Source organism: Burkholderia catarinensis, from assembly GCF_001883705.2.
GTDB classification, from domain to species: Bacteria; Pseudomonadota; Gammaproteobacteria; order Burkholderiales; family Burkholderiaceae; genus Burkholderia; species Burkholderia catarinensis.
Genome location: NZ_MDEQ02000001.1, coordinates 460071 through 486578 on the forward strand (window position 1 = coordinate 460071; position 26508 = coordinate 486578).

At 67.3% G+C, this 26508-nt stretch carries 21 protein-coding genes; 17 read left to right on the forward strand and 4 right to left on the reverse strand.

Features of this window, described 5'->3' with window-relative positions; all coding sequences use genetic code 11:
• The first annotated feature begins 13 nt into the window (after nucleotides 1–13).
• Nucleotides 14–1135 carry an aspartate-semialdehyde dehydrogenase gene (gene asd, locus BFF94_RS02060; RefSeq protein WP_128841428.1) on the forward strand — a complete coding sequence of 374 codons (1122 nt, stop codon included), beginning with the start codon at nucleotides 14–16 and terminating at the stop codon, nucleotides 1133–1135.
• A gap of 97 nt (nucleotides 1136–1232) precedes the next feature.
• On the opposite strand, the gene flgE is transcribed toward asd, so the two are convergent.
• Nucleotides 1233–2477: a flagellar hook protein FlgE gene (flgE, locus tag BFF94_RS02065; protein WP_128841427.1), complete on the reverse strand. Its 1245-nt coding sequence runs from the start codon at nucleotides 2475–2477 to the stop codon at nucleotides 1233–1235.
• 26 nt (nucleotides 2478–2503) lie between these two features.
• Here flgE and BFF94_RS02070 point away from each other — a divergent pair, with 26 nt between their 5' ends.
• The 13 genes from BFF94_RS02070 (at nucleotide 2504) to BFF94_RS02130 (ending at nucleotide 16646) form a co-directional block, all read left to right on the forward strand.
• The gene (locus BFF94_RS02070) at nucleotides 2504–2701 is read left to right on the forward strand and encodes a hypothetical protein (protein ID WP_128841426.1); all 198 of its coding nucleotides are present in this window, start codon (nucleotides 2504–2506) and stop codon (nucleotides 2699–2701) included.
• A gap of 620 nt (nucleotides 2702–3321) precedes the next feature.
• Entirely contained in the window at nucleotides 3322–5442 is a 2121-nt protein-coding gene (locus BFF94_RS02075; RefSeq protein WP_219138917.1) for a FimV/HubP family polar landmark protein, read from the forward strand.
• On the forward strand, nucleotides 5442–6254 hold the full coding sequence (gene truA, locus BFF94_RS02080; RefSeq protein ID WP_128844225.1) for a tRNA pseudouridine(38-40) synthase TruA: 813 nt from the start codon (nucleotides 5442–5444) through the stop codon (nucleotides 6252–6254). The genes BFF94_RS02075 and truA overlap by 1 nt, the downstream gene beginning before the upstream one ends.
• A complete protein-coding gene (locus BFF94_RS02085) occupies nucleotides 6251–6952 on the forward strand; it encodes a phosphoribosylanthranilate isomerase (RefSeq protein WP_128844223.1) in 702 nt (233 codons plus the stop codon). The genes truA and BFF94_RS02085 overlap by 4 nt, the downstream gene beginning before the upstream one ends.
• A gap of 55 nt (nucleotides 6953–7007) precedes the next feature.
• Nucleotides 7008–8201 (forward strand): tryptophan synthase subunit beta, encoded by a 1194-nt coding sequence (trpB, locus tag BFF94_RS02090; RefSeq protein ID WP_128844221.1) that lies wholly within the window; start codon nucleotides 7008–7010, stop codon nucleotides 8199–8201.
• A 9-nt stretch (nucleotides 8202–8210) separates the two neighbouring features.
• Nucleotides 8211–9062: a DNA-methyltransferase gene (locus BFF94_RS02095; RefSeq protein ID WP_128844218.1), complete on the forward strand. Its 852-nt coding sequence runs from the start codon at nucleotides 8211–8213 to the stop codon at nucleotides 9060–9062.
• A 41-nt stretch (nucleotides 9063–9103) separates the two neighbouring features.
• The gene (trpA, locus tag BFF94_RS02100) at nucleotides 9104–9919 is read left to right on the forward strand and encodes a tryptophan synthase subunit alpha (protein WP_219138920.1); all 816 of its coding nucleotides are present in this window, start codon (nucleotides 9104–9106) and stop codon (nucleotides 9917–9919) included.
• Between the two features lie 62 nt (nucleotides 9920–9981).
• Nucleotides 9982–10854 carry an acetyl-CoA carboxylase, carboxyltransferase subunit beta gene (accD, locus tag BFF94_RS02105; protein ID WP_014899949.1) on the forward strand — a complete coding sequence of 291 codons (873 nt, stop codon included), beginning with the start codon at nucleotides 9982–9984 and terminating at the stop codon, nucleotides 10852–10854.
• Between the two features lie 100 nt (nucleotides 10855–10954).
• Nucleotides 10955–12265, forward strand: coding sequence for a bifunctional tetrahydrofolate synthase/dihydrofolate synthase (gene folC / locus BFF94_RS02110; protein WP_128844216.1), 1311 nt, complete (start codon nucleotides 10955–10957; stop codon nucleotides 12263–12265).
• A gap of 29 nt (nucleotides 12266–12294) precedes the next feature.
• Nucleotides 12295–13113: an SPOR domain-containing protein gene (locus BFF94_RS02115; RefSeq protein ID WP_219138922.1), complete on the forward strand. Its 819-nt coding sequence runs from the start codon at nucleotides 12295–12297 to the stop codon at nucleotides 13111–13113.
• Nucleotides 13114–13119: 6 nt separating this feature from the next.
• Complete coding sequence (locus BFF94_RS02120) at nucleotides 13120–13614, forward strand: CvpA family protein (protein ID WP_128844440.1); 495 nt, start codon at nucleotides 13120–13122, stop codon at nucleotides 13612–13614.
• 51 nt (nucleotides 13615–13665) lie between these two features.
• Entirely contained in the window at nucleotides 13666–15198 is a 1533-nt protein-coding gene (gene purF, locus BFF94_RS02125; RefSeq protein WP_128844443.1) for an amidophosphoribosyltransferase, read from the forward strand.
• A 257-nt stretch (nucleotides 15199–15455) separates the two neighbouring features.
• Complete coding sequence (locus BFF94_RS02130; protein ID WP_128844446.1) at nucleotides 15456–16646, forward strand: O-succinylhomoserine sulfhydrylase; 1191 nt, start codon at nucleotides 15456–15458, stop codon at nucleotides 16644–16646.
• 98 nt (nucleotides 16647–16744) lie between these two features.
• Here BFF94_RS02130 and BFF94_RS02135 read toward each other — a convergent pair whose 3' ends face one another.
• Genes BFF94_RS02135 through BFF94_RS02145 form a run of 3 tightly spaced genes read right to left on the reverse strand, consistent with a single transcriptional unit; the run spans nucleotide 16745 to nucleotide 19840 of the window.
• Nucleotides 16745–17707 carry an NAD-dependent epimerase/dehydratase family protein gene (locus tag BFF94_RS02135; protein ID WP_128844449.1) on the reverse strand — a complete coding sequence of 321 codons (963 nt, stop codon included), beginning with the start codon at nucleotides 17705–17707 and terminating at the stop codon, nucleotides 16745–16747.
• A complete protein-coding gene (gene gmd, locus BFF94_RS02140; protein WP_128844451.1) occupies nucleotides 17694–18740 on the reverse strand; it encodes a GDP-mannose 4,6-dehydratase in 1047 nt (348 codons plus the stop codon). Before gmd ends, BFF94_RS02135 begins: the two co-directional genes overlap by 14 nt.
• Before the next feature lie 35 nt (nucleotides 18741–18775).
• On the reverse strand, nucleotides 18776–19840 hold the full coding sequence (locus BFF94_RS02145) for an acyltransferase family protein (protein WP_128844454.1): 1065 nt from the start codon (nucleotides 19838–19840) through the stop codon (nucleotides 18776–18778).
• A 492-nt stretch (nucleotides 19841–20332) separates the two neighbouring features.
• Here BFF94_RS02145 and BFF94_RS02150 point away from each other — a divergent pair, with 492 nt between their 5' ends.
• From BFF94_RS02150 to BFF94_RS02160, 3 genes are read left to right on the forward strand one after another with little or no spacing between them, the layout of a single operon-like run.
• Complete coding sequence (locus BFF94_RS02150) at nucleotides 20333–22525, forward strand: NHL repeat-containing protein (protein ID WP_219138972.1); 2193 nt, start codon at nucleotides 20333–20335, stop codon at nucleotides 22523–22525.
• Between the two features lie 37 nt (nucleotides 22526–22562).
• A complete protein-coding gene (locus BFF94_RS02155) occupies nucleotides 22563–24029 on the forward strand; it encodes a flippase (protein WP_128847178.1) in 1467 nt (488 codons plus the stop codon).
• Nucleotides 24026–26488, forward strand: a complete 2463-nt coding sequence (locus BFF94_RS02160) for a glycosyltransferase family 4 protein (RefSeq protein WP_219138924.1) — start codon at nucleotides 24026–24028, stop codon at nucleotides 26486–26488. The genes BFF94_RS02155 and BFF94_RS02160 overlap by 4 nt, the downstream gene beginning before the upstream one ends.
• The last annotated feature ends 20 nt before the right edge of the window (nucleotides 26489–26508 follow it).

Consider the following 26508-nt stretch of genomic DNA (forward strand, 5'->3'; position numbering starts at 1 on the left):
CAAAGGGTTAGTCATGAACGTAGGTCTCGTAGGTTGGCGCGGCATGGTCGGCAGCGTCCTGATGCAGCGCATGCAGGAAGAGGGCGATTTCGACCTGATCGAACCGGTGTTTTTCAGCACCAGCAACACGGGCGGCAACGCGCCGTCGTTCGCGAAAAACGAGACTACGCTCAAGGACGCGACCAACGTCGACGAGCTGAAGAAGTGCGACGTGATCATCACGTGCCAGGGCGGCGACTACACGAACGACGTGTTCCCGAAGCTGCGCGCGGCCGGCTGGAACGGCTACTGGATCGATGCGGCATCGTCGCTGCGGATGAAGGACGACGCGGTCATCATCCTCGATCCGGTCAACCTCGACGTGATCAAGGACGCGCTCGTCAAGGGCACGAAGAACTTCGTCGGCGGCAACTGCACGGTCAGCCTGATGCTGATGGCGCTCGGCGGCCTGTTCCGCGAGAACCTCGTCGACTGGATGACGGCGATGACCTACCAGGCCGCATCGGGTGCGGGCGCGCAGAACATGCGCGAACTGCTGTCGCAGATGGGCGCGCTGCACGGCGCGGTGCAGGAACAGCTCGCCAATCCGGCTTCCGCGATTCTCGACATCGACCGCCGCGTGCTCGCCACGATGAACAGCGACGCGATGCCGACGAGCCAGTTCGGCGTGCCGCTGGCCGGCTCGCTGATCCCGTGGATCGACAAGGATCTCGGCAACGGGATGTCGAAGGAAGAGTGGAAGGGCGGTGCGGAAACCAACAAGATCCTCGGCAAGCCGGCCATGGGCGAGCCGGGTTCGATCCCGGTCGACGGCCTGTGCGTGCGGATCGGCGCAATGCGCTGCCACTCGCAGGCGCTGACGATCAAGCTGAAGAAGGATGTGCCGCTCGACGAGATCAACGGCATCCTCGCGTCGGCGAACGACTGGGTGAAGGTCGTGCCGAACGAGCGTGAAGCGTCGATGCGCGACCTGTCGCCGGCGAAGATCACGGGCACGCTGACGGTGCCGGTCGGCCGCCTGCGCAAGCTCGCGATGGGCGGCGAATACCTGTCGGCGTTCACGGTCGGCGACCAGCTGCTGTGGGGCGCGGCCGAGCCGCTGCGCCGCATGCTGCGCATCCTGCTCGACAAGTAAGCCTGCCTGTCCGGCCCGCGGGCCGGGTGCACAAGATTGCGCGCCGCGCCGGCCTTGACGATATCAAGGCCGGCGCGGCGCGTTTTTCATGTGCGGGTCAGCGCATGTTCAGCAGCGTCTGGTCGACCGTCTGCTGGGTCTTGATCGTCTGCGCGTTGGCCTGGTAATTGCGTTGCGCGGTGATCAGGTTCACGAGCTCGGTCGTCAGGTTGACGTTCGAGTTTTCCAGCGCGCTGCCCTGCAGCGTGCCGTGGTTCGTGCTGCCCGGCGCGGAGATCTGAGGCACGCCCGACGCGGCGGTTTCCACATACTGGTTGCCGCCGACGTTCACGAGCCCGTTCGGGTTGTTGAAGTTCGCGAGCGCGATCAGGCCGAGCACCGCGCTCTGGCCATTCGAATAGTTGCCGGTCAGCTTGCCGTCGGTGCCGATCGAGAACGTCGTCAGCGTACCGCTCGCGAAGCCGTCCTGCGCGAGGTTGTTCACGCCGTCCTTCCCGCCGTACTGTGTCGTGCCGCCGAGGTCGAGCGTCAGGTTCTGCGGGTTGGCGCCGCCTGTCGTGTTCGGGATCGAGAACGCGAACTGGCCGAGGCTCGGCGTCGGCTGGCCGGTCGCGGCCGACGTCGTCGAGCTGATCCGGCCCGACGCATCGAACGTGACCGTGCCGAGATTCGTCGGCGTCTGGCCCTGTACGCCCGCGTAGGCCTGCCACGTGCCGGCCGCGCTCTTCGTGAAATACATCGTGACCTGTTGCGAGCCGCCGAGCGTGTCGTAGGCCTGGATCGACGAATTGTAGTTGTACGTCGTGTTGTCGCTCGCGTTGAACGGCGTCTTGGCCGGCACCTTGTCCTGCGAATTCAGGTTGAACTGGCCGGTGATCTTGGTCGTCGCCTGCGGTGCGATGTTGGCGGTCGGCGCCTGCAGCGGCACGGTCGCCGCGGTGTTGATCGCGCCGCCCGCGCCTGCCGCATAGCCCATCAGGTTGCGGTTTTGCGAGTCGACGATGGCGCCGCTCTTGTCGCGGTGGAACGTGCCGTCACGCGAGTACGTCGTCGCGCCGTTGCTCGACATCTGGAAAAAGCCGTTGCCGTTGATCGCAATATCCAGCGACGAGTGGGTCGTGTTGATCGTCCCCTGGCCGAATTGCTGCTGCACCGACGTGAGCCGCGTGCCGATGCCGATCTGCGTGTTGGTCGACGTCGCGACCGAATTCGCGTACATGTCGGCGAAGTTCGCGCGCCCCTGCTTGAAGCCAACCGTGTTTGCGTTCGCGATGTTGTTGCCGATCACGTCGAGATTGCTCGACGCGCCGGCCAACCCGCTCAAACCCTGCTGATAGCCCATGTTCGATCCCCGTAACGAGCTGGTGAGTGAATGCAGTCGTGCGACTGCGCGATGACCCTCTGGCGCCTCACGGCGTCAGCCCGGCCGATCGCGCTCCCGCCTTTCCGGCATGTGCGAACGCGATGGCCGAATTGCGCCGTTTCTTGTTTGAAGAGGATCGTAGCGACGGCAGTTATTTGATCTGTGTAATTTTGTGTAATGAAATTGAATTGCTGACGAAATGATTGTTTTCGTACGAGAAATGGATCATTCGGGGAGGGCGAAAGCCTTATGTGGCGGGGCTTGTGTGGCGGAAATTTTCAATTCGGCGATAAGAGATGAGAATTGCCTTCTTATCGCACAATTGAAATTTATTTCAATGGAATTGGCGGGCGCCGGATTTTTTTATTGGCGGCTGTTAATCCATTAACGGCAGACGGCGAGCGTTGTTGAGCGAACCCGCGCGATTCCGCAGTCGAGGTCCGGGCCTGACGCCTGGGCGTGCGACCCCCCCCGGTGAACACGCGAAAGCGGCGTCACTCGGCCCGGATGCGATGTTGCGGCGAAGATTTTCAGCAGTTGGCGGCGGGCTTTGATCAATCCGGTGCGCCGGCTGCAGCGTGCGGACCCGGGCGGCAGCGCGGCCCGATGGCCGGGCGCGCCGACGCACGAACGCGGCCGGTTGCACCTGCCGCCGACGAATTCGGCCCGAACCCGATCGCGTGAAGTAAACTACGCGGTTACGACGCACAGACCCGCCGAAAGCGTCGCGTTCCGCGCGACGCTTTTGCATTTCTGCGGCAACTTTATTGACGCTTCCAACCGCGAATCCGAGCCGCGCCCGCGCGCGGCGATAGAGCCAACGATGTCCCGAATTTCCTTGTTTCCGCGTCAGTCCCGTCTGTCGCGCGCCGTGCGTGGCGCGCTGGCGATCCTGGCCCTCGGCGCAGCCGCATCGGCCTGGGCGGCCGGCACCGGCGAACTGCCGGCGTCCGCTGTCGGCGCCGCCGCGCCGCTTACCGTGACGGTCCAGCCAGGCCAGTCGCTGAACGATATCGCGAAAGCCGCCACGCAATCGCACGATCCCGGTGTGCTCGCACGTGCCGGCCGCGCGCTGTTCGACGCCAATCCGCAGGCGTTCATGAAGCGCGACGCGAGCCGCCTGAAAGTCGGCGCGACGCTGACCGTGCCCGCGCTCGATGCGACAGGCGCGGCACTCGTGCCGGCTGGTGCGTCAGGTGTGTCAGGTGCGTCAGGTGCGTCGGGTGCGTCCGGTACGACGGCCGCCGCCGCGCCCGCCGCTGCATCGGGCGGTGCGGTGGTCGCGCAGCATGGCGCATCCGCGCCGCATCCGGGGTCGGCCGTGCAATCCACGCCGGTGGCGCCGGCCGTGCATGCGGCGCCGGCGAGCGGCGCGAGCGTCGCGACGGTAGCCGGCGCGTCGGCTGCGCCCGGCGCTTCGGCTGCGCCCGGCGCGTCAGCTGTCGAAAGCATGCAGCCGGCGGCGTCCGTTGCCGGTGCGAGCGGCCCGCATGTGTGGAGCGGCGCGATCCAGTCGGCGCCGTCGTCCGCGAGCGAGGCCGCGGCCCAGCCCGCGCCGGGCAGCCTGGCTTCGGGCACGAGCGAACCGGGCGGCGCGGCACCCGCCACGGGCGCGTCGGAACCGCGGCCGTCGAGCCTGCAGCAATTGCTGGCGCTGAAGAACCGCGTGCTGATGGAGCTGCAGAAGCACGGCATCGGCAAGCCGGGCACGACGAGCGGCGTCGCGCCTGCTCCGGCGCCCGCCGCACCGCGTCCGGCCACGAACGACACGGGCGCGTCCGCTGCCGCGTCGACGGCAGGCGAAGCCGCGTCCGGCGTGGCCGCCAGCGCGGTGCAGCCGGCCTCGGCGCCCGCGCAACCGGTCGCACCCGTGGCGGCGCCTGCGCGCCGTACCGAGCAGATGGACTGGCGCCCGGCCGCAGTGGCCGGCGCGGCCGTGATCGTCCTCGCGGCCGGGTTCGCGTGGCGCAAGCGCCGCAAGGGCCGGCGCACGGACGATACGGGTACGGTGGCGCCTGCTGATGCAGCGGGCGGTGCCGCGGCCGCGGAAGCCGAAGCCGCGTCGTCCGTCGAACGCGAACTGCCGATCCGGCCCGAGATGCCGGTCGCCCGTGACGCGGCGTCCGACATGACCCTTGCCGCGGCGACCGCCGCAGCGGCGGCGGCGGTCGAGATGCCGGATGCGGATATCTCGCCGGCGCCGGAAGCGACGAAGCCGCATGGCGAGCAGCCCGAATTCGAGCTGCCCGCATCGCCGTCCGAGCACGCCGCGGTACCGCCCGCGAGTGAAGCGGCTCCGGCTCCGCACGATGCGGAACCGGTAGAAAAGGCCGCCGCCGACAAGCCGGTCGAGACGCCCGCCGCCCCTTCGGCAACCGAGGCGCAGCACGCGGCGCTGATGCAGAACGCGATCAGTGCCCTCAACAGCCTCGACATGCCGCTGCCGCCGCGCGCACCGGATGAGCCGTCGCTGGCGGCGGACGAGTTGGCTGCGCGGGCAGGGCAGCCCGACACCGATAAAATCGCAACTAACGGTCAAGTCGGCTCGCCCCCGCCGATGGGCTCGAACGTTCCGGCCCCGGAACATCCGGCCGACCAGGACGACGAGTTCGATTGGGATCCGGACGCGGCGACGCCCGCCGGTCACGCGGGCGGCCCGGCTGCGACGTCGTCGCTGCCGCCGCTCGGCGGCGCGCAGTTCGGCGCGCTGAAGCTCGATTTCGATCTCGACCTGCCGTCCGCGCCGGGCGCCGCGTTGCCCGCGCTGACGCCGGACGAGCTCGCCCGCATCGCGCGCAACAAGCTCGACCTCGCGGCCGAGTACGTCGAGCTGGGCGACCTGTCCGGCGCGCGGACGCTGCTGCAGGAAGTGGTCGACGCGAACGACGCCGCGACGCGCGACGATGCACGCGCGCTGCTCGCGAAGCTGGCGGACGAGGCGTGATGCGGATCGCACTGGGCATCCAGTACGACGGCGCGGCGTTCTGCGGCTGGCAGGCGCAGCCGCACGGCAAGACCGTGCAGGATCGACTCGAGCGCGCGCTGGCCGAGTTCGCGCGGGCGCCGTTGCATACGACGGTGGCCGGGCGGACCGACACGGGCGTACACGGGCTCGGGCAGGTCGTGCACTTCGACACGGATCTCGATCGCGAGGATTTCTCGTGGGTGCGCGGCACCAACGCGTTCCTGCCGTCGACCGTGTCGGTGCAATGGGCGAAGCCGATGCCGGACACGTTTCACGCGCGTTTTTCGGCGTTCGAGCGCACCTATTACTACGTGCTGTACGTGCACCCCGTGCGCTCGCCGATGCTGGCCGGGCGCGCGGGCTGGATCCATACGCCGCTCGACGACGACGCGATGCGCGCCGCTGCCGCACACCTGATCGGCGAGCACGATTTCTCGTCGTTCAGGTCGTCGGAATGCCAGTCGAAGACGCCGGTCAAACACCTGTACCGGATCGACGTGCGGCGTGCGGGCCATTTCATCCATTTCCGCTTCCGCGCCAACGCGTTCCTGCACCACATGGTGCGCAACCTGATGGGCTGCCTCGTCGCGGTCGGGCGCGGCCGCTATCCGGCCGACTGGGTTGCCGACGTGCTGGCCGGGCGCGACCGCGGCCTTGCGGCACCGACGTTCATGGCCGACGGGCTGTACCTCGCCCACGTCGGCTACCCGGCGGAATTCGCCGTCCCGCCCGCGCAGCTCGGCAGCGTGCCGTGGAGCAGCGTCTGGGCCGATCTGGACCTTCAATCATGACGGATCACGCCGTTTCTCCTTCGACCTCCGCCGCGGCCGGCCTGCCGCCGCGCACGCGCATCAAGCTGTGCGGGCTGTCGCGCCCCGAGGACGTGCTGCACGCGGCGGCGCTCGGCGCGGATGCGATCGGCCTCGTGTTCTACCCGAAGAGCCCGCGCGCGGTAACGATCGCGCAGGCGGCCGAGCTGACAAGCCTGGCGCCGCCGTTCGTATCGGTGGTCGGGCTGTTCGTGAATGCGACCGAAGCCGAGATCGAGGCCGTCGTGCGCGACGTGCCGCTCACGATGCTGCAGTTCCATGGCGACGAGACGCCGGAGCAGTGCGATGCGCTCGGCCGCGCGGCACGCCTGCCGTGGCTGCGGGCGGTGCGCGTCGGCCCCTCGACGCAGCCGTCCGATTTGGTAGAATCGGCTCTTCATTATTCGAAAGCGCGCGGCCTCCTGTTCGACACCCTGGTGCCGGACTACGGCGGTAGCGGCAAGGTCTTCGATTGGTCTCTTATTCCCGCAGAGCTCGCGCGTCGGGCCGTTTTGAGTGGTGGCTTGAACGCGCAAAACGTCGGTGATGCGATCCGCCAGTTGCGCCCGTTTGCTGTCGATGTCTCGAGTGGCATCGAAGTGGAGGGCGCGAAGGGCGTGAAGGATCACGCCCGGATGGCGGCGTTCGTACGCGCGGTGCGCGAAGCGGACGCCGGGTGATGCAAGCCGGTGCGGCCCCGAAAGCGGGGCGCATCGACCGATCGAGAGAGACACCATGTACAACCTTCCTGATGATCGCGGCCACTTCGGCCCGTATGGCGGCGTGTTCGTCGCCGAGACGCTGATTCACGCGCTGGACGAATTGCGCGCGGCGTATGAAAAATTCCAGAACGATCCCGAGTTCGTCGCCGAATTCGAGCGCGAGCTGAAGCATTTCGTCGGCCGTCCGTCGCCGATCTACCACGCGCAGCGCTGGAGCGAGACGCTCGGCGGCGCGCAGATCTACCTGAAGCGCGAGGACCTGAACCACACGGGCGCGCACAAGATCAACAACGTGATCGGCCAGGCGCTGCTCGCGAAGCGCATGGGCAAGAAGCGCGTGATCGCCGAAACCGGCGCCGGCCAGCACGGCGTCGCGACCGCGACGATCTGCGCGCGCTTCGGGATGGAGTGCATCGTCTACATGGGCTCGGAGGACGTGCGCCGGCAGGCCGCGAACGTCTACCGGATGAAGCTGCTCGGCGCGACGGTCGTGCCGGTCGAGTCGGGTTCGCGTACGCTGAAGGACGCGCTGAACGAAGCGATGCGCGACTGGGTCACGAACATCGAGAGCACGTTCTACATCATCGGTACGGTCGCGGGCCCGCACCCGTACCCGATGATGGTGCGCGACTTCCAGCGCGTGATCGGCGACGAGTGCAAGGTGCAGATGCCCGAACTCGCGGGCCGGCAGCCCGACGCGGTGATTGCCTGCGTCGGCGGCGGCTCGAACGCGATGGGCATCTTCTATCCGTACATCGACGATCGATCGGTGCAGCTGATCGGCGTCGAAGCGGCCGGCGACGGCCTCGACACGGGCCGTCATGCGGCATCGCTGATCGCCGGCAGCCCGGGCGTGCTGCACGGCAACCGCACGTACCTGCTGCAGGACGACAACGGCCAGATCATCGAGACGCATTCGGTGTCGGCGGGCCTGGACTATCCGGGCGTCGGCCCCGAGCACGCGTGGCTGAAGGACAGCGGCCGCGCGCAGTACGTCCCGATCACGGACGACGAAGCGCTGAAGGCGTTCCACGACTGCTGCCGGATCGAGGGGATCATTCCCGCGCTCGAGTCGAGCCACGCGATCGCGTATGGCGTGAAGCTCGCGCCGACGTTGCCGAAGGACAAGATCCTGCTCGTCAACCTGTCGGGCCGCGGCGACAAGGACATGCACACGGTCGCCGAGCGATCGGGCATCGAACTCTGACCCCGACCGATGCGTGACCTGATCGAAGAGCCGGGCGGCGGTGCCGCGAGCGAGGCGGAGGCAGTCAAGCCAGCCGCCGTCCTGCCGCGCGCGCTGCCGTCCGGTATCGAACTGCATAACCGCGATTTCCTGACCGATGCCGCGCACCTGCCGGATGCGTCGATCGACCTGATCGTCGCCGATCCGCCGTACGGGCTCGGCAAGGACTACGGCAACGACTCGGACAAGCGTTCGGGCGACGATTTTCTCGCGTGGACGCGCGAGTGGCTCGAGCTCGCGATTCCGAAGCTGAAGCCGAGCGGGTCGATGTACATCTTCTGCACCTGGCAGTACGCGCCGGAAATCTTCAGTTTCCTGAAGACGCAGCTCACGATGGTCAACGAGATCATCTGGGACCGACGCGTGCCGAGCATGGGCGGCACGACGCGCCGCTTCACGTCGGTGCACGACAACATCGGCTTTTTCGCGGTTTCCAGAGCGTATTACTTCGATCTCGATCCGGTCCGCATCCCGTACGACGCCGACACGAAGAAGGCCCGCTCGCGCAAGCTGTTCGAAGGCAGCAAGTGGCTGGAGATGGGCTACAACCCGAAGGACGTCTGGTCGGTCTCGCGCCTGCACCGGCAGCACGCGGAGCGCGTCGATCATCCGACCCAGAAGCCGCTGGAAATCATCGAGCGGATGGTGCTCGCAAGCTGCCCGCCGGGCGGCCGCGTGCTCGATCCGTTCATGGGCAGCGGCACGACCGCGGTGGCCTGCGCACGGCAGGGGCGCGACTTCGTCGGCTACGAGATCAACGAAAGCTATTGTGCGATCGCGCACGAGCGCGTGAGCGCGCTCGCCGCGCAGGCATGCGCGTGAATCGCGCCGCCCGATCGCCGAACGCATTAAGGAAAATTGCCATGTCCCGTATCCAGCAGACCTTCGCCGCGCTCGCCGAACAAGGCCGTAAGGGCCTGATCCCGTTCATCACGGCCGGCGACCCGGATCCCGCCAAAACCGTCGAATTCATGCACGCGCTCGCCGAAGGCGGCGCGGACGTGATCGAACTCGGCGTGCCGTTCTCGGACCCGATGGCCGACGGCCCGGTGATCCAGCGCTCGTCGGAACGCGCGCTCGCGCGCGGCGTCACGCTGAAGAGCGTGCTCGCCGACGTGAAGCGCTTCCGCGAAACCGACCCCAAAACCCCCGTCGTGCTGATGGGCTATGCGAACCCGATCGAGCGGATGGGCGTCGACGCGTTCGCGACCGAAGCGCACGCGGCCGGCGTCGACGGCGTGCTCGTCGTCGACTATCCGCCGGAAGAGGCGGGCGTGTTCGCCGAGAAGATGCGCGCCGCGCAGATCGATCCGATCTTCCTGCTCGCGCCCACGTCGACCGACGAACGCATCGCCGACGTCGGCAAGATTGCGAGCGGCTACGTGTATTACGTGTCGCTCAAGGGCGTGACCGGAGCGGGAAATCTGGATGTTTCGAGCATTGCGGGTAAAATCCCGGCCATCAAGTCGCGCGTGCCGGTTCCGGTGGGCGTCGGCTTCGGCATCCGCGACGCCGAAACGGCGCGCGCGGTGGCCGAGGTGTCGGACGCCGTCGTGATCGGCAGCCGCCTCGTGCAGCTGCTTGAGAGCGCTGCGCCGGACGCCGCCGCCGCCGCGCTGAAGGCCTTCATTGCCGAGCTGCGCGCGGCCCTGGACGGCGCGGGCAAGACGGCGCGATAAACACAACACAGGAAGCGGGCGGGCCATGCGGCCCGGCCCGCCACGGAACAGGAAACCATACGATGAGCTGGCTCGACAAACTGTTGCCGCCGAAGATCAAGCAGACCGACCCGAAAAGCCGCAAGGGCATTCCGGAAGGCCTGTGGGTCAAGTGCCCGTCCTGCGAGGCCGTGCTGTACCGCAACGACGTGGACGCGAACCTGCACGTGTGCCCGAAGTGCGATCACCACATGCGCATCGGCGCGCGCGAGCGCCTCGACGGGCTGCTCGATCCGGAAGGCCGTTACGAGATCGGCCAGGAAATCGTGCCGGTCGACACGCTGAAGTTCAAGGACAGCCGCAAGTACCCCGATCGTCTGAAGGAAGCGATGGACGAGACGGGCGAGACCGATGCGATGGTCGTGATGGGCGGTGCGATCCACACGCTGCCCGTCGTCGCGGCCTGCTTCGAGTTCTCGTTCATGGGCGGCTCGATGGGCTCGGTGGTCGGCGAGCGCTTCGCGCGCGGCGCGCAGAACGCGCTGGAACAGCACGTGCCGTTCATCTGCTTCACGGCGTCGGGCGGTGCACGGATGCAGGAAAGCCTGCTGTCGCTGATGCAGATGGCGAAAACCACCGCGATGCTGACCAAGCTGGCCGAAGCGAAGCTGCCGTTCATTTCGGTGCTGACCGACCCGACGATGGGTGGCGTGTCGGCGAGCTTCGCGTTCCTCGGCGACGTCGTGATCGCCGAACCGAAGGCGCTGATCGGCTTTGCCGGCCCGCGCGTGATCGAGCAGACGGTGCGCGAGAAGCTGCCGGAAGGCTTCCAGCGCGCCGAGTTCCTGGTGAAGACGGGCGCGGTCGACATGATCGTCGACCGCCGCAAGATGCGCGACGAGATCGCGCAGTTGCTCGCGCTGCTGCAGCGACAGCCGGCCGACGCGCTGGCCTGATTGGCGCGAGGTTGTGAACACTGCGCGTCGCCTGGCTTCAGCGTCAGGCGGCGCGCTTCGTTTTTTGGCGTAGTGGCGGTACCGATCCAGATTTGATCCGATGAGCACTTTTCCCACTCTCGACGCGTGGCTTTCGCACCTCGAACGCGCGCACCCGGTCGGCATCGACATGGGCCTGACCCGCATCGGGCAGGTCAAGGCGGCGCTGCAGCTCGAATTCGCGTGCCCCGTCATCACCGTCGGCGGCACGAACGGCAAGGGCTCGACCTGCGCGTTCCTCGAGACGATCCTCGTGCGCGCGGGCTACAAGGTCGGCTGCCACACGTCGCCGCACCTGCTCGAATTCAACGAGCGCGCGCGCGTGAACGGGCAGAACGTCACCGATGACGAACTGCTGCCGCACTTCGAGGCCGTCGAAGCCGCGCGCACGTCGCTGCCCGAGCCCGTGTCGCTCACGTACTTCGAATTCACGACGCTCGCGATCCTGCATCTGTTCGCGTCGCGCGGGCTCGACGCGGTGATCCTCGAAGTCGGCCTCGGCGGCCGGCTCGATGCAGTGAACATCATCGATACCGATTGCGCGATCGTCACGAGCATCGACATCGACCACACCGAGTACCTCGGCGACACGCGCGAGAAGATCGCGTTCGAGAAGGCGGGGATCTTCCGCGCGGGCAAGCCGGCGATCTGCGGCGATCCGGCCGTGCCGCAGACGCTTGTCGACCACGCCGAAGCGATCGGCGCCGACCTGTGGCTGGTCGGCCGCGATTTCCGCTACGAGGCGCAGGCAGGCACGGAGCGCCAGCAGTGGAGCTACCTCGGTCGCGAAAAGCGCTACCCGGCGCTCGCGTATCCGGCGCTGCGCGGGGCGAATCAGCTGATCAATGCGTCGGCCGCGCTCGCCGCGCTCGAAGCGCTGCGTCCGCTGCTGCCGGTGTCCGCGCAGGACATCCGGCTCGGGCTCGCGAACGTCGAGCTGCCGGGGCGCTTCCAGGTGCTGCCCGGCAAGCCGGCGATCGTGCTCGACGTCGCGCACAACCCGCATGCGGCGGCCGTGCTCGAACAGAATCTCGGCAACATGGGCTTCTTCCCCTACACGTACGCGGTGTTCGGCGCGATGCACGACAAGGACATCGACGGCGTGCTGCGGCATTTGAAGGGCGAGGTCGACCACTGGTGTGTAACCGACCTGCCGCTGCCGCGCGCGGCCTCCGCGGAGCAGCTCGAAGCCGCGCTGCGCAAGGCTGGCGTGGAGGAGGGGCCCGATTCGAGCGTGACGCGATACGCGTCGCCTGCGGATGCGTTTCGCGATGCACTAAAAAGAGCATCCGAGAATGATAGAATCGTGGTTTTCGGCAGTTTCCATACGGTTGCCGGCGTGCTGGCCTACCGTAAATCGCAGCAACACTGACTGACGGGCAGTTTCGGACTCAGCCATTCATGGGAATTTTCTCGTTCGGCAAAAAAGACGACGACGCGCCCACGCGGCGCGGCGGTCGCACCGGGACCTCCCGGAACGTGCGCACGGAGCGCACTGAACGCGTCGAGCGACGCTCGCGCCGCACCGAGCGTCCGGAATCGGACGCACTGCTCCTCGATCCGACCCTTCCAGAAAAGCAACGTGCGCGCCGTCGCCTCGTCGGCGCGATCGCGCTCGTGGTGGCCGCCGTGATCGTGTTGCCGATGGTGCTCGATTCGCACCCGAAGCCGGTGACGGACGACATCGCGATCGACATTCCGAACCGGCCCGCGCACCAGGCGGTCGCGCCGCGTGACGACGATGCGGCCGACGTGCAGGCGGGTGTCGCGCACGACGAACCGCCGGCTTCCGATGTGGCCGTGGCGGCTGCACCGGCGCCTGCACCCGCGCCCAAGCCGGCTGCGAAACCCGACACGACGACCACGGCGAGCGTGACGCCGCCGAAGCCGGCCGCCCCCGCGGCGAAACCGGCCGCGCCGAAGCCGGCGCCCGCGACCGTCGCGAATGCCGACGCCGCGAGCCCGGACAGCAGCGACGCATCGTCGCCGGCGTCGCCGGCCGGTGCGCGCTTCGCGGTGCAGCTCGGTTCGTTCAAGGATGACGCGACGGCCCGTTCGTGGGCGACCAAGTTGAAATCGGCGGGCGTGCCCGCATATGTCGAGCATCGCAAGCAGTCGGACGGCAGCACGGCTACACTGTTGCGTGCAGGCCCGTTCGCCGATCGGTCGGCGGCCTCTGCCGCGATCGCGAAGGTGCGCGAAGCCGGTCTGACGCAGTAACGCACGATGCTGACGGCTTTCGACTACGCTGTATTGGCGGTGATCGTGTTGTCGGCGCTGCGCGGTGCGTGGCGCGGCTTCGTGTCGGAGATTTTCGGGCTGATCGGCTGGATCGCGGCGATCGTGATCGCGGGCCGCTACGTCGGACTGGTCGTACCGTATATTCCGGCGAACTGGCCGGGCGGCGCGCTGACGCAGTGGGTGATCGCCTTCGCGTTGCTCGTGATCGGCGTCGTGCTGGTCGCCGGCGTGGCGAACGCGCTGCTGTCGCGGATCGCGCAGGCGAGCGGCCTGGGCGGCGTCGACCGCTCGCTGGGCATGATGTTCGGGCTCGTCCGCGGCTGTGTGCTGGTGGTGCTGCTGGTCGCGGCGGCCGGGCTGACCGAGCTGCCCAAACAGGAATTCTGGCGCAATGCGCTATTGCGTCCTTTCGCCGAACAGGGCGTGCATGAGCTGAAGCAGCTCCTGCCCGACGGCATGGCCCAGTACGTACGCGTGTGACGACGCGGCCGGGCAGGACGTAACCGATTTTGTCATCTTGAAGGACATGCCATGTGCGGCATCGTAGGTGTTATCTCCCAATCCCCGGTCAATCAGCTGATCTATGACAGCTTGCTGCTGCTGCAGCATCGCGGTCAGGACGCGGCGGGCATTGCGACGGTGGACGGCAGCAATTTCCACATGTACAAGGCGAACGGCATGGTGCGCGACGTGTTCCGCACGCGCAACATGCGCAGCCTGCCCGGCACCTACGGCATCGGCCAGGTGCGCTACCCGACGGCCGGTTCGGCGTCGAGCGAAGCCGAGGCGCAGCCGTTCTACGTGAACGCGCCGTTCGGGATCATCCTCGCGCACAACGGCAACCTGACGAACTGGCAGCAACTGAAGGACGAGATGTTCCGGATCGACCGCCGGCACATCAACACCAATTCCGACAGCGAAGTGCTGCTCAACGTGTTCGCGCACGAGCTGCAACTGTCGACCACGGACCTCGAGCTCGATCCGGCCTCGGTGTTCAAGGCTGTCTCGGGCGTGCATCGCCGCCTGCAGGGCTCGTATGCGATCGTGTCGCTGATCGCCGGCTACGGCCTGCTCGCGTTCCGCGATCCGTTCGGCATCCGCCCGCTGTGCATCGGCAAGCTCGAGACCGAACACGGCACCGAGTGGATGGTCGCGTCGGAGTCGGTGGCGGTCGAAGGCATCGGTTTCGAATTCGTGCGGGACGTGCGGCCCGGCGAAGCGATCTTCATCGACCCGGCCGGCAATTTCCACAGCCAGCAGTGCGCGGAGCAGCCGACGCTGAATCCGTGCATGTTCGAATACGTGTATCTCGCGCGTCCGGATTCGTGCCTCGATGGCGTGCCCGTCTACAACGTGCGCCTGCGCATGGGCGACTATCTCGCCGAGAAGATCAAGCGCGAGCTGCCGAACGTGCCGATCGACGTCGTGATGCCGATTCCCGATTCGTCGCGCCCGGCCGCGATGCAGGTCGCCGCGAAGCTCGGCGTCGAGTATCGCGAGGGCTTCTTCAAGAACCGCTATGTCGGCCGCACGTTCATCATGCCGGGGCAGGCCGTGCGCAAGAAGTCGGTGCGCCAGAAGCTCAACGCGATGAGCATCGAGTTCAAGGACAAGAACGTGCTGATCGTCGACGATTCGATCGTGCGCGGCACGACCTCGCACGAAATCGTGCAGATGGCGCGCGATGCGGGCGCGAAATCGGTGATCTTCGCGTCGGCGGCGCCGCCCGTGAAATTCCCGAACGTATACGGCATCGACATGCCGACGCGCGGCGAACTCGTCGCGCACGGCCGCACCGACGACGAAGTCGCGAAGATCATCGGCGCCGACCACCTGATCTACCAGGATGTCGACGACCTGCGCCGCGCGGTGCGCGACATCAACCCGAAGCTCGAAGGCTTCGAGGCGTCGTGCTTCGACGGCAACTACATCACCGGCAGCATCACGCCCGAGTATCTCGATGCGATCGAGCGCGCGCGCCTCACGCCGGCATCGCAGGCCGATCGCGACACGGCCGGCGACACCGAGCGCTCGCAGATGAACCTGCAACTGTCGGTCGAGTGACACCGGCGTACGCTGTTGCCGAAGCGTGCTAGGATGTGGCCTTGCGTCGATTTGATATCAGCTTGCGGACGCGGGGCGACTTCCCAAAACAGCTAAAGCGAAGGCCGGCGACAGCCGGCCCGAGTCGATCGCTGTCGTACCGCACCGAAGCCCGCTGATGCCGACGCATAGCGGGCTTTTTGTTTTGGCCTGGTTTTGACCGGGTTCGCGCCTCATGAATGACCCTCGGCGCGGCCATCGAATACGGAAAACGGAACATGGACGACTCCCTCAACTTCGACACGCTTGCCGTGCGTGCGGGCACGCTGCGCAGCGACTTCAACGAGCACTCGGAAGCGCTGTTCCTCACGTCGAGCTTCTGCTTCTCGAGCGCGGCCGACGCGGCCGAGCGCTTCGCGAATTCGGAAGACTACTTCACCTATTCGCGCTTCACGAACCCGACCGTCACCATGTTCCAGGAGCGTCTCGCGGCGCTCGAGGGCGGCGAGGCATGCATCGCGACCGCGTCGGGGATGGCCGCGATCATGTCGGTCGTGATGTCCGCGCTGCAGGCGGGCGACCACCTCGTCAGCTCGCGCAGCCTGTTCGGCTCGACGCTCGGGATGTTCTCGCAGATCTTCAGCAAGTTCGGGATCACGACGACCTTCGTCGACCCGACCGACCTGAACGCATGGCAGGAAGCCGTGCGGCCCGAAACGAAGATGTTCTTCCTCGAGACGCCGTCGAACCCGCTGACCGAACTCGCCGACATCGAGGCGATCGGCAAGATCGCGAAGGCCGCGAACGCGCTGTTCGTCGTCGACAACTGTTTCTGCAGCCCGGTGCTGCAGCAGCCGCTGAAGCTCGGCGCGGATGTCGTGATGCACTCGGCGACGAAGTTCCTCGACGGGCAGGGCCGCGTGCTCGGCGGCGCGCTGGTCGGCTCGAAGGAATTCATCATGGGCAAGGTGTTCCCGTTCGTGCGCAGCGCGGGCCCGACGTTGTCGGCATTCAACGCGTGGGTGCTGCTGAAAGGGATGGAGACGCTGTCGCTGCGCGTCGAGAAGCAATCGGCGAACGCGCTGGAGATCGCACGCTGGCTCGATTCGCATCCGGCCGTCGCGCGGGTGTTTCATCCGGGCCTTGAATCCCACCCGCAGCACGAACTCGCGAAGCGTCAGCAGAAGGCGGGCGGCGCGATCGTGTCGTTCGAGCTGAAGGGCGACACGCCCGAACAGCAGCGCGCGAATGCGTGGCGGGTGATCGACAACACGAAGCTGATCTCGATCACCGGCAACCTCGGCGACACGCGCACGACCATCACGCATCCGGCGACCACGACGCACGGCCGCATCACGCCGGAAGCGCGCGCGGCAGCGGGGATCAGCGAAGGGCTGATCCGGCTGTCGGTCGGGCTGGAGGACGCGGGCGACCTGCGCCGCGATCTCGCGCGCGGTCTCGAAGGCTGAGCGCAGCGACCGGTTTCAGGGTCGACATGACAACGGGCCGCTCGAGAGAGCGGCCCGTTGTCGTTTCGGCGTACGCAATCGCACGTGCGTTTTCCGGTTCAGTAGGCATGCCCGGGCGGCGCGGCGCGCATCGCATCCACCATCCACCGCAGCGTTTCGCCGAGCGGCGTGACGGGCAACTCGCCCACCGCGCGCCGCAGCTTGTCGCGTGACCCGCTCAGGCTTTTCACCTCGTTGTGCCGCACGAAACGCGGATCGACGGTCACGTCGATCACGTAACCGGCGATGCGCGACAGCATCGCCAGCACTTCCTTCAGCGAATACGCGCGCTCCGAGCAGACGTTGAACGTCTCGCCGGCCGGCGCGGTTTCGATCAGCTTCAGGTACGCGGCCGTCACGTCGCGCACGTCGGAGAAATCGCGGCTCACGTCGAGATTGCCGAGCGAGATGCGCGGTTCGTTGTGCGCGTAGTGCGCGACGAGCTTCGGCAGCAGATACGCTTCGCCCTGGCCGACGCCCGTGTAGTTGAACGGCCGCGCGATAACGATCGGCAGCCGGTCGGCCCACAGCTTCGCCGCGTATTCCATCGCGAGCTTGCTGACCGCGTAGTCGTTCGCGGGAGCGGGCGCGACGGTCTCGTCGAGCACGCCGGCCGTCGAATTGCCGTAGATGTTCGCGCTGCTCGCGAGCAGCACGGCCGACGGGCGCTGGTCGAGACCCGCGAGCGCGGCCAGCAGGTTGCGCGTGCCGACGATGTTGACCGCGTAGGTCTGCGATGGCTCGTCCTGCGCGACGTGCGCGCGCGCGGCGAGATGCACGACCGCATCGGGCCGTGCGTCGGCCGCGGCCGCGCGCATTGCGTCCGCGTCGAGCAGGTCGACGGGCAGCAGCGTACAGTGTGCGAAGGTCGGATCGTCGGGCCGCGGCGCACCCGGCGCGACCGTGCCCCAGACGTCATAGCCGGCCGCCTGCAGGCGTTCGGCCATGTAGCGGCCCGTGAAGCCCGTCAGGCCCGTGACGAACGCACGGCGCGACGGGCGTCCGGCTTCAGAACGTGTCATGGTGTTGATTCCGCGTCAAATCTGCTTCGACCATCATCTGGCAAAGTTGTTCGAGCGTCGTCTCCGGCACCCAGCCGAGCTTGGCTTTAGCCTTGTCCGCGCTGCCGATCAGCAGGTCGACCTCGGCGGGGCGGTAGAACTTCGGGTTCACTTCGACGAGCACGTTGCCGTTCGATGCGTCGAGGCCGCGCTCCTGCTCGCCCTTGCCGCTCCATTCGATCTGGTAGCCGGCCGCCGCGAACGCCATCTGCACGAAGTCGCGCACGGTCTCGGTGCGGTTGGTTGCGAGCACGTACGTGTCCGGCTCGCTGGCCTGCAGCATGCGCCACATTCCTTCGACGTATTCGAGTGCAAAGCCCCAGTCGCGCTTCGCGTCGAGATTGCCGAGCTCGAGGCGGGTTGCCTTGCCGAGCTTGATCTTCGCGACGGTGTCGGTGATCTTGCGCGTGACGAATTCGCGGCCGCGCAGCGGCGATTCGTGATTGAACAGGATCCCGCTGCTGCCGAACAGGCCGTACGACTCGCGGTAGTTCACGGTCATCCAGTGCGCGTACAGCTTCGCGACGCCGTACGGGCTGCGCGGATAGAACGCGGTCGTTTCCGTCTGCGGAATCGCCTGGACCTTGCCGAACATCTCGGACGTCGACGCCTGGTAGAAGCGCGTCTTCGGGCTCACGACACGGATCGCCTCGAGCAGGTTCAACGGGCCGAGGCCCGTCACTTCGGCGGTTGTCGTCGGCTGGTCGAACGACACGCCGACGAAGCTCTGCGCGGCCAGGTTGTACAACTCGTCGGGCTGCGTGCGTTCGAGCAGGCGCAGGCTCGAGCCGGCGTCGGTCAGGTCGTGTTCGACGAGCGTGAGGTTGGGGTGCGTGTCGACGCCGAGCTCGGCGATACGCCAGAAATTCACCGAACTGGTGCGGCGATAGGTGCCCGTGACTTCGTAGCCCTTGTCGAGCAGCAGCTTGGTCAGGTAGGCGCCGTCTTGCCCCGAGATCCCCGTAATGATGGCCTTCTTGCGAGTTTGGCTCATGGCGTTGTCCTTGTCGAAACGATAGAGGGTGAAATTCAGGCGGTCGTGCTTGCGGCGGCCGGCAACGCGCGGCGTGCGGGGCCGCGCGTCAGGCGCCGTTCGAAGCCGTACCAGCTCAGGGTTGCGTACGCGAGCGTGATCGCGAGCGCGAGCGCGGCCGTGACGAAGCGGTTCAGGTGCAGCGGCCACAGCGCATACAGCACGCTCAGGTGGATCAGGTAGACGGTGTAGCTGACGGTGCCCACGTAGACGAGCATCGGGTTCGTCAGCACACGCTGCACGATGCCGCGGCCGCGCAGCGCGATCACGACGATCGACGTGCACAGCAGCAGCGAGATGCTGTAGAGCGCGGCATTCGACAGAGGCGTGTTCGCGGCGCGAAAGCGCGGGAACGACAGGTGCAGCCAGCCGAGGATCGCGAGCGACACGAGCGCGCCGACGATGGCGAGCGGATAGAACGGCTCCAGCGCGCGCCGGTCGCGGCGCAGCACGATCGCGAGCAGCGCGCCCGCGGCGAGCAGGTCCATCCGGAACGGCGTCAGGTAGTAGATCGGCCAGAACGAATCGAACCACGGCGTCGCGATCGCGCGCAGCACCGGCGCGGCGACGACCAGCGCGGCGGCGACCCACAGCAGCGCGCGCTCCGAGCACCACAGCACGACGAACGGCCAGAAGATATAGAACTGCTCCTCGACCGCGAGCGACCACAGCACGTTCAGGCTGTCGTGGCCGATGCTGCCGAGCGACAGCCCGATGTTGGTCGAGAAGAACGCGAACCACGGCCAGTGCGGCAGCCAGCTCGCGCCGAACAGGATCGTCGACACCAGCAGCAGCAGCACGTACGGCGGCAGGATGCGGCGCACGCGGCGTGCGTAGAAGTGGCTGAAGTACGACTGCCCGCGCGCCTTGCGCTCGAGCAGGATGCCGGTGATCAGCAGGCCGCTCAGCACGAAGAACAGGTCGACGCCCATCCAGAGCGGCGCCTTCAGCGCGTGCTGCAGGAACACGGCGCCCACCGCGATCGCGCGCAGCCCGTCGAGCTGCACGATGCGGCCGTGTTGCGGCGGGGTCAGGTCAGCGGGTCGCGAAATGCCCGTCATCGCGCCGCTCCTTCGCGACGCGCGGCGGGGGCCGCGGCGTGTCGCACATCCGATGCGTGAACGTAATGCATGCCTTTAAATGAAATATCGAGTCGAAAACGATTCTAGGGAAAAGAAATCGGCAAAAAAACGCGCGCCATTTATCTGGCGACAAACATTCAAATGCCGATTATTTCCGTCGGGAGATGAAAGGTTGCTGCCCGGACAGCCTCGACAGGCGGTGCGGAGCGGCATTTTCTACGTGATGGCGGATGAGAGGCGGTCGTTATTGCCGTTTTCGGATGCCATTTCCCGCCTGTTCCGGTTCGATATTTCACGCAGAAACATCCCCAAATATTTCCAAATTTCTTGTGATTATTTTTGCTTGTAACCTGCATCGCGACGTTTGAAACCCATTTGGCGACCGGGTGCGCCGGCAGCAGTCCGCGGCGGCGCCGGTCGCTTCCGCATCAAGTCTGGAGAAGCGCATTGCGACGTCTGGTTCTGGTTGGCATGACGGTATGGGCGGCGCTGCTGGCAAGCGCCGCACCGGCAGAAACGGTGTTGCCCGCGACGACGTCGTGGATCGGCAACACGTTCGGCTATGGCGACGGCAGCTGGACGCAGATCGACATCCGTGCGATCGCGGTGACGCCTGAAGGCAAGGTGTATACGAATGCGCCGTGGGACGAAAGCGGGGCCGAGGCGAGCGTCTACCAGGACGGGAAGATGCTCGGCTTCGCCGGCGGCACGCACGGCTGGGGCAACCTCGGCGGCAGCGCGATCGCCGTGAACGGCAAGTATGCGTACGTCGCGATCGGCGTCGGCAACGAGCGCGGCCACCTTCAGTCGCCCGGCATCTGGCCGGACAAGGGCAAGCAGTGGTTCGGCATCTCGCGGCGCACGATCGGCGACATGAAGCAGCCCGCGCCGTTTCGCGCGGCGCCGCAGGCGGCGCCGGGCGGCCGCGCCGATGCCGGCCGCGCGCGGATGGCCGCGAGCTTCATGATGCTCAACGAGGTGCCGGCTCCGGCGCGCTCGGAAGTGGGCGAACAGAAGGCGGAAGTCGGCGGCCTCGCGGCCGACGACAAGATGCTGTTCGCGACGAATCCGTCGCGCGACGCGGTGAACGTCTACGACGCCGAGACGATGCAGCAGAAGGGCACGTGGAGCGCGCACGAGCCGGGCCGCATCGCGCTCGCGGGTGACGGCACGCTGTGGCTGCTCACGGACACGCTCAACGGCCCCGCGCACCTCGTGCACGTGCGCGCGGACGGCCGCAAGCTCGACGACGCGCCCGCGCTGCCCGAAGGCACCGACGCGGTGGACGTGGCGGTCGACCCGAAAGGGCGCGTGCTCGTCGCGGACAACGGGCCGCGCCAGCAGATCCTGATCTTCTCGAAAGGCGGCAAGGGCTATGCGCAGTCCGGTACGCTCGGCGAGCGCGGCGGCATCTTCGCGGGCCCCGTGCCGGGGCGGCCGGGGCCGCAACGCTTCAACGGGCTGACGGGCGTCGGCGTCGATCGCGCGGGCAACGTCTATGTGTCGATGAACGGCATCGGGCCGCGTCACGACACGATCGGCGCGGGGCTCGGCGCGGTGCTCGAAAGCTACACGCCGGACGGCAAGCAGCGCTGGCAGGTGCAGGGGCTGCTGTTCGTCGACGGCGCATGGCTCGACCCCGCGCGGCCGAACAGCGTGTATACGGGCAACAAGCGCTTCGAGCTCGACCTGTCGAAGCCGCCGGGCCAGGACTGGAAATACGTCGGCTTCCTGTCGAACCGCTTCAAGTATCCGGACGATCCCGTGTTCCACACGGATCAGTATCCCGGCATGCCGTTCGCGCGGCGCGTCGACGGCCGCACGTTCCTGTACCTGACCGACATGTACGCCGATCACCTGAAGATCTACCGCTTCGACGCGAAGCGCGACGGCGAGGTCGCGATTCCGTCGGGCCTGATCGCGGGCCGCGCGCGGCCGGTCGACAAGGTGCCGAACAAGCCGCCGGGCGGCGACTGGCTGTGGCGCGACGCGAACGGCAACGGCCGGCTGGATGCCGACGAATTCGAGATCAATACGACCGGCAAGGCGAAGGCGGGCGGCTGGGGCTGGTGGGTCGACACGAAGGGCGACATCTGGCGCACGAGCGACGTGCGCGGCATTCACCGCTTCCGGTACGGCGGCGTCGACAAGGCCGGCAACCCGATCTACTCGTACGACAAGGTAACGACCTACCCGATGCCGCAGCCGTTCACGCAGCTGCGCCGCTCGATCTACGACGCGCAGACGGACACGCTGTACGTGACCGGCTACACGGCCGACGCGCCGCCGCAGCCGGGCATCAACAAGGAAGTCGGCCGCGTGCTGGTGCGCTTCGACAAGTGGTCGAGCGGCTCGCCGGTCGTGCGCTACCAGGTGGCGCTGCCGTGGCAGCTCGACGCGAAGCCGATCTTCGACCTGATCGGGATCACGGTCGAGGGCCGCTACATCTTTACCGTGGAGCCGGTCGGCAAGATCCACGTGTACGACAAGGACACCGGCAAGGAAGTGGGCGTGATGAGCCCGGGCACCGAGGTTGGCAAGGCATCCGGCTGGGTCGACGTGCCGTTCGGCATCAGCGCGTTCCGGCGCGACGACGGCGAATACCTCGTGTTCGTCGAGGAAGACGCGCGCGGCAAGGTGCTGATGTATCGCTGGAAACCGTGACGGGCGGCGCGCCGTCGTCGTCACACAAGGTACAAGCATGGACAAAGGCATACTCAAGAACGTTTCGATCAATTTCATCGGGCTGATCCTGCCGACCTTCGTGTCGCTGGTGACCGTGCCCGCCTATATCCACGCGCTCGGCGTCGAACGCTATGGCGTCGTCAGCCTCGTGTGGACGCTGATCGGCTATTTCGGGATCCTCGATCTCGGGATGAGCATGGCCGCGCAGAACCACATCTCGAAGGCGCTCGCGAGCGGCAACGACGACGAAAGCGCGCGCGTGTTCTGGAGCGCGTTCTGGCTGAATCTCGGCACCGGCATCGTGGGCGGGCTGCTGATCTATTTCGGCGCGTTCGTCTACACCGCGTATTTCACGAAGGTGTCGGCCGAGATGCAGCACGAGGTGTATCTCGCGCTGCCGTGGCTCGCGCTCGCGATTCCGCTGGCGAACGTGTCGTGGGTGTTCGCCGGCGCGATCAACGGCGCCGAACGGTTCGGCGTGTTCAACACGAACCAGACGATCGGCACGTTCCTGTTCCAGCTGTTGCCGCTCGGCGCTGCATGGTGGATCGCGCCGAACCTGCAGACGGTGCTCGCCGCGGCAGTCGTCGCGCGCCTGATCGCGGCGGTGATGCTCGGCCACGCGAGCATCAAGGTGCTCGGGATCCGGCGGATCGACCCGCCGCAGTGGGGCACCGCGAAAGGGCTGTTCAACTTCGGCGGCTGGATGCTGATCGCGAGCACGACGAGCATGATCGCCGACACGCTCGACCGCGTGATGCTCGGCGCCGGCATGGGCGCGAAGTTCGTCACCTACTACACGGTGCCGCAGAACCTCGTCACGCGCCTGAACATGCTGCCGAACGCGCTCGTGCGCACGCTGTTCCCGCGCCTGTCGGCGGTCGGCCGCGACCACGCGGACACGCTCGCGCGCCAGTCGCTCGAATTCCTGAACGGCGTATTCACGCCGGTCGGCATCGTCGCGATCTTCGCGCTCGCGCCGTTCCTCACGCTGTGGGTCGGCGCCGACCTGGCCGCGCATTCGGCGCCGGTCGGCCGCGTGCTGGTGATCAGCGTGTGGCTCGTCGGCCAGGCGAGCGTCACGCGGATCCTGATCCAGTCGCAGGTCAACCCGGCCCGCGCGGCGTTCGCCGGGCTCGTCGAAATGCCGTTCTTCGTCGGTGGCCTGTGGTTCGGCATTCACCACTTCGGGCTGATCGGCGCGGCGGTGGTCGTCGCGGTGCGCGCGTTCGTCGACTACGGCGTGCTGTTGTACCTGTCGGCAATCCGGATGCGCGCGATCGTGCTCGACATGCTGGCGCATCTCGCCTTCCTGCTTGCGAGCCTGTTTCTGGCGCAGGCGTGGCCGGGGCTCGGCGAGTCGATCGGCATGTGCGCGATCGTGCTGGTGCTGAACGTCGCGTGGTCGCTCACGATGACGCCGGGGCTGCGTGCGCTCGTGCGCGACCTGTTTATCCGTCTCAATGCGAGGAAAACCGTATGAATCGCGATCTGGCGGAACACGCCGTATTGAACCTCGCCACGGCCGATGCGGCCGTGGCCGAAGCCGGCGATGCCGCCGTGCTGCGCCGGCCCATGCCGGCCGAGCGGGCCAGCGCGCGCCATCCGGCGCGTACGCTGCGCGTGGCGATCGTCCACGACTGGCTCGTGACCTATGCGGGCGCCGAACGCGTGCTCGAACAGATCGTCGCGTGCTTTCCCGACGCGGACCTGTTCAGCCTCGTCGATTTCCTCGACGACCGCGCGTTCGTGCGCGGCAAGCCGGTGACGACGTCGTTCATCCAGAAGCTGCCGTTCGCGCGCACCAAGTACCGCAGCTACCTGCCGCTGATGCCGCTTGCGATCGAGCAGCTCGACGTGTCGGAGTACGACCTCGTGATCTCGAGCAGCCACGCGGTCGCGAAGGGCGTGCTGACGGGGCCGGACCAGGTGCACATCAGCTACGTGCATTCGCCGATCCGCTATGCGTGGGACCTGCAGCACCAGTATCTGGAGCAGTCGAACCTCACGCACGGGCCGAAATCGCTGCTCGCGCGGATGATCTTGCACTACATCCGCAACTGGGACACGCGCACCGCGAACGCGGTGGACGGCTTCGTCGCGAACTCCGCGTTCATCGCGCGGCGCATCCGCAAGGTCTATCACCGCGACGCGGCGGTGATCTTCCCGCCGGTCGACGTCGACGCGTTTTCGCTGAACGCGGCGAAGGAGGATTTCTACCTGACCGCGTCGCGGATGGTGCCGTACAAGAAGATCGACCTGATCGTCGACGCGTTCTCGCGCACGCCCGAGCGCAAGCTCGTCGTGATCGGCGACGGCCCGGAGATGCAGAAGATCCGCGCGAAGGCCGGCCCGAACGTCGAGATCATGGGCTACCAGCCGTTCGCGGTGCTGCACGACCGGATGCGGCGCGCGAAGGCGTTCGTGTTCGCGGCCGAGGAGGATTTCGGGATCTCGGTCGTCGAGGCGCAGGCATGTGGCACGCCCGTGATCGCGTACGGCAAGGGCGGCGCGCTCGAGACCGTGCTCGACCCGCAATCGGGTGCGAATCCGACCGGGTTGTTCTTCGACGAACAGACGCCGCACGCGATCGTCGCGGCCGTCGACGATTTCGAGCGCGCGCCGCAGCGCTTCGCACCGGATGCATGCCGCGCGAACGCGCAGCGGTTTTCCGCCGATACGTTCCGGCAGCGCTTCCTCGACTATGTGGAGGAAGCGCTGCCTGGCTCGACCGCGCAGCGCGGCACGGCCGCCGCGCCGATGCCGGCCGCGCGCGGCCCGGCGACGCTCGTGCTCGACCAGAGCGGCGTGCTCGGCGGCGCCGAGCTGTCGCTGCTCGAGATCATGAAGCACATGCGCGCGAACGCCGACGTGCTGCTGTTCGACGACGGCCCGTTCCGCGCGGCGCTCGACGAGATCGGCGCACGCGTCGACGTGGTCGACCAGGGCGCGCTCGCGGGCGTGCGCAAGCAGGGCGGCGTATCGTTCGGCGCGGTGAAGCAGCTCGTGCGGCTGGTGCGCGACGTCGCGCGGCGCGCGCGCCGCGCCGAGGTGATCTACGCGAACACGCAGCGCGCGATGGTGGTTGCCGCGTTCGCCGGGCGGCTCGCGCGCAAGCCGGTGGTGTGGCACTTGCGCGACATCGTCAGTACCGACCATTTCGGCAGCAAGCAGTTGCTGGCGATCAAGTACTGCGCGCGGTTCGGCGTCACGCGCGTGATCGCGAACTCCGATGCGTCCGCGCAGGCGTTCCGCGCGCTGACGGGCTTCACGCCGCAGCACGTCGACGTCGTGTTCAACGGCATTTCGGCCGAGCCGTTCGATGCGCTGGCAGGCGTCAGCCAGGCCGCGCTGCGCGCGCGCCTCGGGTTGCCCAAGGACGCGTGGCTCGTCGGCTCGTTCAGCCGTCTCGCGCGCTGGAAGGGGCAGCACGTGCTGCTGGAGGCCGCTGCGCGGCATCCCGACATGCACGTGGTGCTGGTCGGCGCGCCGCTGTTCGGCGAGGACGAATACGCAGCGCAGTTGCATGAATACGTCGCGCAGCACGGGATGGACGAGCGCGTGCATTTCCTCGGGTTCCAGCGCGACGTGGCCGCGTGCATGACGGCGGTCGACGTCGTCGCGCACACGTCGATCACGCCCGAGCCGTTCGGCCGCGTGATCGTCGAGGGGATGCTCGCGCGCCGGCCGGTCGTCGCGGCCCGCGCGGGCGGCGTCGTCGAGATCATCGAGGATGGCGACAACGGGCTGCTTTGCGAGCCGGGCGATGCGGCCGCGCTGGCCGATGCGCTGGACACGCTGAAGCGAGACGGCGCGCTGCGCGAGCGGCTCGTCGCGAGCGGACGCGCGACGGCGGTGCGCCGGTTCGGGACCGAGACCTACGTCCAGCGGGTCGAGAAGATCCTCGCGGATACGGCGAAGGCCGCGAAGGCGAAGAAGTAGTAGCCGGCGCGAGCCGGCGG